This window comes from Paenibacillus cisolokensis (assembly GCF_018403665.1).
Lineage (GTDB): Bacteria > Bacillota > Bacilli > Paenibacillales > Paenibacillaceae > Paenibacillus_AH > Paenibacillus_AH cisolokensis.
The window spans coordinates 1-8867 of record NZ_BOVJ01000252.1 but is presented as its reverse complement, the minus strand read 5'-3'; the positions used below and the strand labels follow the sequence as shown (position 1 = coordinate 8867).

Sequence of the window (8867 nt, the reverse complement as noted above, 5' to 3'; positions counted from 1 at the left end):
TGCCGTCCAGCAGCCGGCGAACCTCTTCGGCGGCCAGCTCGTACGGCAGCGGCGGCCTGCCTTCCCCGTTGCTGCCGGCCCCCGTCTCCTGCCCGTTCCATGCTGCGCCAAATCGGCCGCCGCCGGCCGACCGCAGAAGCCGGACCGGATCGTAGACGATCGTAACCGTCGCATAGGCCGGCACGATATCGACGATCCACTCGGGCCGCGCCTCGTTCAGCACGGAGGCGGCCAGCGCCATAAGCCGCCAGCCGTCCTCCGGCAAATCGGCAGCTTCCAGCACGAGCGCGCGATCCCCGGCCGGAGCGATCCGCCAGTCCCGGGATTGCGGCAGTCCGATCCGTTCTTTTCTCACCTGTTCCGCCATCGGCTCTCATCCTTTCTTTCATTATACACGGCCCGGCGCAGGTATAACGACAAGCTTCGATATGGTAAAATGGGACCCAAGCGGAAACGGCTCCGTCGTCCCTGTCTGAGGACATACTGTTTACGTACTGTTCGCGGTAAAACTTAAAAATTTATATTTGAACCAACCGTTAAAACCAAGTGTGTATCATTCTGTTGAAAAAGTCCATACGCCCCGAACAAAAGTTAAAACTTTTATAAAGTCCGTTTCGTCTTTGGGGTAGGCGCAACGATAAAGGCGGCGCAACCGGTCTTGATGCGGCATGACACCCGCTCGCGCCATGGAGCTGGCGCATCCGCGAAGACCGCGATAGGCCGGCTGCGACAGCCGGCTGGCCGCAAGCATCGTTTCGCCGACTGTTCAGGAGGTAGAACGCCGCAATGCTGACGGCCGAACGATTAGGCAAACGATATAAATCCGATTGGGCGCTGTACCCGCTCAATCTTAGACTCGGTCCGGGCATGCACGGGCTGCTCGGACCGAACGGAGCCGGCAAGTCGACGCTGATGCGGCTGCTGGCCGGACTGCTGCAGCCATCGTCAGGCGACGCCATGCTCGACGGCGTGTCCGTCCGCGACGGACGCAAGGTGCGGAGCAGAATCGGCTATGTGCCGCAGGTTTTCCGCATGTATCCGCAGCTTACCGCCCGCGAATGGCTCCGTCATGTCGCGCGCGTCAAGGGACTTGGCGGCCGCGCGGCCGTCGAGGAAGCCGTGGAGCGGACGCTGCAGGCGGTCAATCTGACGAAGCAAGCCGACCGTCCGGCCCGCACCTACTCCGGCGGAATGATCAAACGGCTCGGCATCGGCCAGGCGTTAATCGGCTCCCCCGACGTCGTCATCGTCGACGAGCCGACGGCCGGTCTCGATCCCGAGGAACGGGTCCGGCTGCGCAACGTGCTGGCCGAAGCGGCCCTGACCCGGACCGTTCTGCTGTCCACCCATGTGCTGAGCGATATTCAATCGAGCTGCCGCAACCTTCTCGTGCTCAGCGAAGGACGGCTGCTGTATCAGGGCGGTCCGTCCGGACTGGCCAGCTTCGCCGATCGGCGCGTATGGACATGGGAGGCGTCGCATTTCGAATGGTCGCGGCTGCGCCTTGACGGCCTTCTGTCGGCCCGGGAAACGTCCGACGGCATTATATGCCGGGCGCTCGGCGCGCAGCCTCCGACTCCTTACGCGGTTCAGGCCGAGCCGACGATGGAGGAAGGCTACATCTCGCTCATCAGCGGACGTCAGGCGGTGGATTTCTGATGACCCGCTGGATGGCCCAACTGGCGCTGGAGCTGCGCCTGCTTCTGAAATACCGCTGGCCGCTGCTGCTGCCTCCGGCGGCCGGTCTGTATATGGCGATCAGGCTGCTCGGCGGGAACGTGTACGATATGGCCGACGACAACTTGCTGGCTTTCGAAAGCCATGCCGTGCTGATGACGGTTACGCTCGCCGTACCGGTGCTGCTCGGCGTCATGCTTATTCGCCGGGACACGCTTCACCCGTCTTACGAATGGAGCCTCAGCCTTCCGGTATCCAACTGGACGATCATCGGCACCAAATGGCTTGCAGGCTTCCTGTATATGAGCCTGTTCACGCTGGCAATTTCCGCCGCTTACGCCATTTGCGCGCTGAAACACGGCATGCCGCTGTCTTCGATCGCCGGCGTACTGACGCTTACCGGTTTCATGTACGAGACATACTACGGCATCTCGCTCGCGCTCGGGCTGCTGCTCGGCGCACTGATGCCGGCCCGCTTTTCGCTGCCGATCGCGTTTTGCGGCTGGGTATTCGGCGCGATCTTTCTGCAGCTGTTCGTGGCGCAAAGTCTCCATTTCTATCCGGTAAGGGCATTTTTTCTCAACCATTTTTTCATACATCGTTATGGAGCAACGAAGTGTGGAGCGTCCCGCTCGCAGCGGAAGAATATGCGCGGCTCGTCCCGTTCGCCGTCGTCTTCGGACTGTTCATGCTCGTCTGGTCGTGGGCGCGCATCTCCGGGACACGCTCGCTGCTTCATCCGAAACGTCCCCGGCTGTTGACGCTCGTCGCGTTCGCCGCCGCAGTCGCGGCCTTCGTGCCGTACGCCGGTCTGTGGCACGAACGCTACGAAATGATGGCGACGCTCGGAACGGGCGCTCCCCTCTGGTCGATGGGCGAAACGCAGCCGCAGAGCCGCTACGCCTTTCGTGCATCGTCCTACGATCTGAACGTCGTGCGGCGTGCGGACGATGCGTTCGGCGCCGTAGCGAGCATCCGGTTTCCCGTCGCGGACGGAGAGCCGGTTCCGGCCGCCGCGGGCGTCCGCGAAGTCAAATCGCACAAGCCGGGCTATATTACGTTTCTGCTTCATCCGCTGCTGAAGGTGACGCGCACCGAGTTGAACGGGACGCCGGTCGAAGCTGTGCGGGAAGGGGCTTATCTGCATATTCCGTCCGCTTCGCTGCGCGGCCGGACCGGCGAGCAGCGGCTCGTCGTCGAATACGGCGGCGACATGACGGTCTGGGCATACGGTTCCTCTTGGGACGGATATTTATCTTTTATTCGCGGCGACAACATCTATCTGCCGTCGTACAGTGGATGGTATCCGCTCCCCGGCGGGGACAGCCTGTTCTATATGTTATACGACAGAATATTGGGTGCCCGGAAAGATGCGGATCTCTTTTTTCACAGCGATTTCCGCGCCACGCTGACCGGTTTCGACGGTCCCCTGTACGCGTCGATCCCGGAAGCCGCCGACAGCGGGCATAGCGGAATGAAGCGGTTTTACGAAGCGGACAGCAAAGGGCTGTCGCTGTTCGGCGGCCATTTCCGCGAAGTATCCGTAAGCGGCGAACCGATTACCGTCGTGACGACGCCGGGAAGCATGCGCGATGCGGAAAACTTGCTGCAAAGGATTCGCTCGATACGGGAATATTATGAATCGTGGGGAAGGCGCCTCGACAGCATCGAGCGGATTTTGTACTTCCCGATGGAAAGCATTGATCTGACATCGTTTTGGCCGTTCGAGCAAAAAGTCGGCCATACGCTGCTGCTGCCGGTCTATCCGCAAATGATGAGCAACTCGCAGATCCTTTATCATACGATGGAGCTGATCCTGTTCGGCGATACGAACAGCTATCAGATCGATGCAAGCCATTCTCCGGAATCCGAATTCTCGCTCGTAACGGAAATCCGTTCGGCGATCCTGTATATGGCTGACCGCGATAACCGGATCATTCCGTTCAAGCCGATTATCGAAACGGAATATTGGCACATGATGAAATCCATGATCGACCGGGCTATCGCGCGCGGCGACGAGGCGAAAGTATGGCAGGTGCTCGCTTCGTTCTGGGATCGGGGGCTGTCCATTTCCGTCTACCATGACGGGCCGAACGGCCAATACGTGCAGGAGTACCCGATCATTACGGCGGACGATTGGGCGGAAGCCTGGAACAGGGCGATGCCCGGTGACGCGGACCTTTTGAAACTACCGAAATGACGTTTTGCCGCAAGGCAGAAAGGGGAGAGACGTTTGACGGACGAGGAATTGCTGCGGGGAATGGCGCGCGGCGACCAGGCTTCCTTCGAAGCGCTCGTGCACCGCTACCATGCGCCGCTGTCCGGATATTTGTACCGCCACCTGCGCGATCCCGGTCGTGTCGAAGATTTCGTGCAGGAAACGTTTTGCGGCTGATCCGCCAGTTGAAGGAAAAGCGCATTCCGGACAATTTGCAGGCATGGCTGTACCGGGTAGCCATGAATATGTGCCGCGACTACTGGAAAAGCGCCGCTTATCAAAGCGAGAAAAACCGTTTTGGCGAACCGCCCGAACAGCACGATGCCAGTCCGTCGGTCGTAGAGCTGGCGGAGCGGCAAGAAACCCGCAGGGAAATTATGGAGACGCTGGACGAACTGCCGGAGGTGCAGCGGGAAATCGTAACGCTGCGCTTCTACCAGGACATGAAGCTGCAGGATATCGCCGACGTTACCGGGCTCCCGCTCGGTTCGGTCAAAACGTATCTGTACAAGGCGCTGCGAAAGCTGAAGACGCGTCTGCATCCGGAAACGACCGGACAGCGCAACGCTACCAAAGGAGGCGAGCGATTTGAGCATGCCAAACGATCATGAACTGAAACAGCTGGAAGACGAGATGCGGGGGCCGCTTTCCGCCTATACGGTTCACCCGGTAACATCCGGGGATACGGCCAGACTGCTTCAGGCGCTTCAGCCGGCATTCGACGATATGCGCCATGCGGTCAACGCCTTTCCCGCCGCGGAAAGCAAGCGCATCCCTTATCAGCCGTCACTTGCCAAGCTGATGAAGGCCCAGCTTCACGCTTATCCGAAAATGTATTGGCTTGCCGGGTTAAGCGTGCTCGTCATGCTGCTGCTCATCTCGTCCACGTTCAACAACTATTCCAATTACGCGATAATCGGCGATATGTTCGCGCTGGTGTTGCCCGCGACGCTGCTCGCCGGCATGCTGTACAGCTTCCGCAGCCAGAACCGCGAGATGCGTCTCGTGGAGAGCATTACGCCTTATCCGCCGGCGCTGCTGATCCTGTGCCGGATGCTGCTCGTCGTCATCTTGACGGTCGTGCTCGGCGCCATCGTCTCGCTGTACCTGCTGGCCAGGCTCGACCGCTTTCCCTTGCTGCCATTTTGCTGCAATGGATGTCGGTTCTCGTTCTCGTCGGCGGCATTACGGCCTATATCATGATGCGCAAAGGCGTCAAAACCGCATTTGCTTGCTCCTGCATTTCGTGGATCGCCTGGAACGGCTCCGATCTGTTGAACCGGTCGTCGGGGCTGCTTGCGGACGACATTCAGATGACGCTGCAGGTCGCCGGGCTGGCTGCGGGACTGCTGCTGCTGCGGCTCGCCTACCGGCGCAGCATCGGGATGAAGATCGCCAAAGCGGGATCATGACGACTGCCAGGAGGCGATATGATGCTCGAGATTGATCAGCTCCGCTGGCGCAGGCCGGGATCGCAATTCGAAGTTGCCGTGCCGCGCATGACGCTTATGCCGGGCATTACACTGCTCGTCGGACGCAACGGGGCCGGCAAATCGTCGCTGCTTCACTTGCTCGCGACAGCGGAACTGCCGACATCCGGCCAAATTCTGTACCATGGGCGGTCGGTCGACCGGGATTTGCCTGCCATTCGGGCTTCGATCGGCTTCGTGCCGACCGGCATCGAGCTTTATGAAGATTTGAAGACGGTCCGGCTGCTCCGCTATCTTGCCGAGTTGAAGGGCGGCGCCGTGACCGGCGAAATCGACCGGATTATCGCGTTGTTCCGGCTCGAACCGTACCGCAACCGCAAAATCAAAACGCTGCCGCACGGTGTCCGGCAGCGGATCGCCCTTGCGCAAGCGTGGATCGGTTCGCCCGATTACCTGTTTCTCGACGAGCCGCTCAACGCGATGGATTCCCTGGAACGGCTGCAGTTCATCCGTCATCTGGCCGAATATTCCCGGGACCGCATCGTCGTCGTTTCCACTCACGAGCTGAACGAATGGAACGCGTGGGCGCGCCGCATTTTGTGGCTGCACGACGGGCGCCCTCTCTTCTACGGAACGACGGCGGCATGGACCGGACAGCTGCCGCTTTCCGTCTGGGAAGGCATCACGGACGAAGCGGCATATGCGGCGCTTCCCCACGATTCGGTCATTCACGTGCGGCCGGAACACGGCCGCCTGGCGGTGCGGATGCTGGCCGCACAGGCGCCCGGTCCCGGCTTCATACGGCAGCCGCCGACGATGGAAGACGCCTATTTCATAAGGTCGCTTTCCCAAATCCGCAATACCGGTTAATCACTTCCACCAGCAGATCGTTGAGCAGCTTGACTTCATATTCGCCGACAGCCGGTTCCAGATGGTCGTTGCCGATGCCGCTGTCGTCGGTCAGAAAGAGATACGTTCCTCCGGTCGAGACGGCCAAAAACCGGAGCAAATATTCGGTGGCCGCATCGACGCCGCTTGAAGCGACCGGTATGATGCGAATGCCTTCCTCCGCCGCCCGGCGCGTCAGCCGGTGAATTTCCCGCGCCGCTTCCTCGCGGGGCGGGGCGTCGAGCACGAGGAAGAGCAGCCGCGCTCTCGCCTCTTCGCTCCATTCATGCTCCTCGATCGCCTCCCGCAGCGCCTCTTCGACCGCTTCCGGATAGTCGCCGCCGCCGGAAGCCTCCTGCTTCGCGATTTGTCTTACCGCCCGATCCACATCCCGCGTGAACGGAAACGAACGTACGACATAATCGTCATGCACATCGCGGTAGAAGTTCGGACTGAGCCGAATGTCCAACTGCCGGCCGTTGTCCCGGGCCACTCTGGCTATGACATCCTTCAACTCTTCCTCCAGATACTGCAGCTCGTCGGACATGGAGCCGGTCGTATCGATCGCGAACAAAATATCGACGGTATCGGAAGGCCTGGGCGCATCGCTTATATCGACGACAAGCGGCTCGTTCCGCGAAAAGCCGGTCTCGCCGACCCGTTTGACGGCTTGGCCGGCACGCACCTCGATGCCGTATCCGTTCGGCGCTTCGGCGCGTTGGTCGTCCTCATCGAACAATACCGGAAACAGATAAGCCATCCCGTTTATGTCGGTGCGGGCCGTCCATAACGGCTGTTTCCCCGATATTGCCGTCACCTCGGCGTCGGCTACCGGCCTTTCGCCATCCATCACCTGCACGGCGATACGGTCAAATCCGAAAAACAGCCAATTTTTCCGGTAGCGGTCCGCATCCCTGCCGTTCAGCTGATCCGTCCATCCTTCCCAATCGTCCAGATCGCTCCACTCTCCAGCGGTCAATTGGCCGGCCTGGGGTTGCGGTCCGCCGCCTCTCTTATCATGATGGCGGTTCCGCTCCCCTTCCGGCGATACGGACTCCGATACGCCCGTCCGATCTTCCGCTTTCGCAGCCGAGCCTGGCGAATGCAGGCCGGCGTCCGCACCCTGCGCCGAAGCGGCCGATTCGGTCTCGGCGGAACCGGCGTTCCGCGCAGCATCGCTCGCCTCGCCGTCATGGCGTTCGCCTGTCGCGCAGCCCGCGGCAAGCAGACAAACGATGGCAAACCGGATCACAGCTGCGACGACAGCCCCGGGTACTCTACGCGTCCGTTCTTTTTTTCTTTCTTTTTCACCGTCCATTCCGATCTTCCCCCTATGCACGTTTCGCATATTGACGGCTAAAAACCGGAAATTGTTGCAGACGGAAACGTAATCCTTTACCATATGTATCAAACGTATGTTCGAAGGAAAAGCGGCTCATCCCATCTTCGCGAACGGTCGGGAAGACGGGAACGAACCGCTTGAACGATGCAAATATTTTCAGGCAGCTAACCGGGAGGCAGCAGTATGGACGAGTATGAATTGACAGCAATCGAAGTGACGAGAGAAAACGTAACGACGCCGCTATCGTTCAGGGAGGGCCGCATCGTTGTCGTGACCGATCTGGGCACCCGGTTCTGGTACGCGGATATCGAAGGCATCGAGCCGAAGGAGCTGCTCGAAGCGCTCGCCGCAAGCGATAATATCCGGATTGCGCTGAGCGCGGTGACGACGGATGGACGGGTTCTGCGAGGCATCGGCTTCATGCATCCGAACGTAACGCGCGGTTCGGCGGCCGTACGCGGGGACGGTGAATTGGAAGGAATCGGGTAGCGGCAACCGGTTTACCCGGCCGGATCACCGAATATCGTCGACTCGATCAGCGCTTTGATTTCAAGCCGCTGAATATGTTCCAGAATCGGGCGCAGCGAACGGTCCGCCCTTCCGCTTTCCAGAAGCTCGACCAGATCGACGAACCAGTAAGGGTTCCATTCGCTTTCTGCCGCCAGCTTCATTAATCCCGCCCGACCTTCGCTCTCCTGCATATCGAACAGTCCGGCTTCCGTCTTCAGCCAGGCGGACACTTCGCGGATCAGCCGAATCATCGCCGGGTGGCGTCCCGTTTGCCTGAACCAGTATTTGGCGTTCGGGTAGTCGCCCTCCATCCGATGCATAATGCCGTGCCAGTAACTTCCGGTTGGCGTATCGATGTTTTGCACCAGCTCGTGCGAGGCGAAGAGGTTGTCGTTCCACAAGTGGAGCCCCGCCTTTACGGTATCGAGCGTTTCCCTTCCGCCTCTCCCGATCGGCAAATCTTCTTCGGTCAGGCTCGAAATTCGCCGGTCCAACTCTTCGTCCCATACGTTGACGGGCGTAAGCGGCTGCGCGGGCGTGCGCAATTCGAGCGTCCTGACGATCGCTTGCAATTGGCTGGACATAGATTCGCACCTCCATTCTTATTCTTAATGGAAACATTGTAACAACGCTTTCACCGATGTGCAACCGGGCAAACGGATGGAAGCGGCAGTTCCCGAGACTCTTGACCGGTTCGAGATATCCGACCGGAGATCTATCCGCATCTTCATTTTCAGGGATAATTTACCGATATATACAATGATATGAAGCTTATGAAGCTCAAAAGTCCAGCGGTAATATG

The 8867-nt window shown here is 59.7% G+C and carries 11 protein-coding genes; 8 read left to right on the top strand and 3 right to left on the bottom strand.

Annotation, left to right across the window (positions count from 1 at the left end; translation table 11 throughout):
* Window positions 1-367: carboxyltransferase domain-containing protein (locus tag PACILC2_RS25615; RefSeq protein WP_213531825.1), on the bottom strand; the 367-nt coding region annotated here is incomplete at its 3' end.
* Between the two features lie 419 nt (window positions 368-786).
* On the opposite strand from PACILC2_RS25615, the gene PACILC2_RS25610 reads away from it, so the two are divergent.
* From PACILC2_RS25610 to PACILC2_RS25585, 7 genes are all read left to right on the top strand, one after another.
* Window positions 787-1659 (top strand): ATP-binding cassette domain-containing protein, encoded by an 873-nt coding sequence (locus tag PACILC2_RS25610; protein WP_062494898.1) that lies wholly within the window; start codon window positions 787-789, stop codon window positions 1657-1659.
* 634 nt (window positions 1660-2293) lie between these two features.
* Complete coding sequence (locus PACILC2_RS25605) at window positions 2294-3877, top strand: hypothetical protein (RefSeq protein WP_213531823.1); 1584 nt, start codon at window positions 2294-2296, stop codon at window positions 3875-3877.
* 33 nt (window positions 3878-3910) lie between these two features.
* Entirely contained in the window at window positions 3911-4072 is a 162-nt protein-coding gene (locus PACILC2_RS27725; protein ID WP_244863866.1) for an RNA polymerase sigma factor, read from the top strand.
* Window positions 4063-4506 (top strand): RNA polymerase sigma factor, encoded by a 444-nt coding sequence (locus PACILC2_RS25600; RefSeq protein WP_244863865.1) that lies wholly within the window; start codon window positions 4063-4065, stop codon window positions 4504-4506. Before PACILC2_RS27725 ends, PACILC2_RS25600 begins: the two co-directional genes overlap by 10 nt.
* A complete protein-coding gene (locus PACILC2_RS25595) occupies window positions 4484-5098 on the top strand; it encodes a hypothetical protein (RefSeq protein ID WP_213531821.1) in 615 nt (204 codons plus the stop codon). The genes PACILC2_RS25600 and PACILC2_RS25595 overlap by 23 nt, the downstream gene beginning before the upstream one ends.
* Window positions 5053-5307, top strand: a complete 255-nt coding sequence (locus PACILC2_RS25590) for a hypothetical protein (protein WP_213531819.1) — start codon at window positions 5053-5055, stop codon at window positions 5305-5307. Before PACILC2_RS25595 ends, PACILC2_RS25590 begins: the two co-directional genes overlap by 46 nt.
* A gap of 18 nt (window positions 5308-5325) precedes the next feature.
* Complete coding sequence (locus PACILC2_RS25585; protein ID WP_213531817.1) at window positions 5326-6195, top strand: ATP-binding cassette domain-containing protein; 870 nt, start codon at window positions 5326-5328, stop codon at window positions 6193-6195.
* Here the strand turns inward: PACILC2_RS25585 and PACILC2_RS25580 are convergent.
* On the bottom strand, window positions 6158-7531 hold the full coding sequence (locus tag PACILC2_RS25580) for a VWA domain-containing protein (protein ID WP_213531815.1): 1374 nt from the start codon (window positions 7529-7531) through the stop codon (window positions 6158-6160). The two genes, PACILC2_RS25585 and PACILC2_RS25580, sit on opposite strands and share 38 nt — an antisense overlap.
* 207 nt (window positions 7532-7738) lie before the next feature.
* Here PACILC2_RS25580 and PACILC2_RS25575 point away from each other — a divergent pair, with 207 nt between their 5' ends.
* Window positions 7739-8044, top strand: a complete 306-nt coding sequence (locus PACILC2_RS25575) for a hypothetical protein (protein ID WP_213531813.1) — start codon at window positions 7739-7741, stop codon at window positions 8042-8044.
* Window positions 8045-8055: 11 nt separating this feature from the next.
* Here PACILC2_RS25575 and PACILC2_RS25570 read toward each other — a convergent pair whose 3' ends face one another.
* Complete coding sequence (locus PACILC2_RS25570; RefSeq protein ID WP_213531811.1) at window positions 8056-8649, bottom strand: hypothetical protein; 594 nt, start codon at window positions 8647-8649, stop codon at window positions 8056-8058.
* Between the last annotated feature and the right edge of the window lie 218 nt (window positions 8650-8867).

What these genes read in the sequence shown, in the direction of transcription:
- PACILC2_RS25610 (WP_062494898.1), top strand. Translation starts at nt 787, where the DNA reads ATGCTGACGGCCGAACGATTAGGCAAACGATATAAATCCGATTGGGCG.
- PACILC2_RS25590 (WP_213531819.1), top strand. Translation starts at nt 5,053, where the DNA reads ATGTCGGTTCTCGTTCTCGTCGGCGGCATTACGGCCTATATCATGATG.
- PACILC2_RS25585 (WP_213531817.1), top strand. Translation starts at nt 5,326, where the DNA reads ATGATGCTCGAGATTGATCAGCTCCGCTGGCGCAGGCCGGGATCGCAA.
- PACILC2_RS25580 (WP_213531815.1), bottom strand. Translation starts at nt 7,531, where the DNA reads ATGGACGGTGAAAAAGAAAGAAAAAAAGAACGGACGCGTAGAGTACCC.
- PACILC2_RS25575 (WP_213531813.1), top strand. Translation starts at nt 7,739, where the DNA reads ATGGACGAGTATGAATTGACAGCAATCGAAGTGACGAGAGAAAACGTA.
- PACILC2_RS25570 (WP_213531811.1), bottom strand. Translation starts at nt 8,649, where the DNA reads ATGTCCAGCCAATTGCAAGCGATCGTCAGGACGCTCGAATTGCGCACG.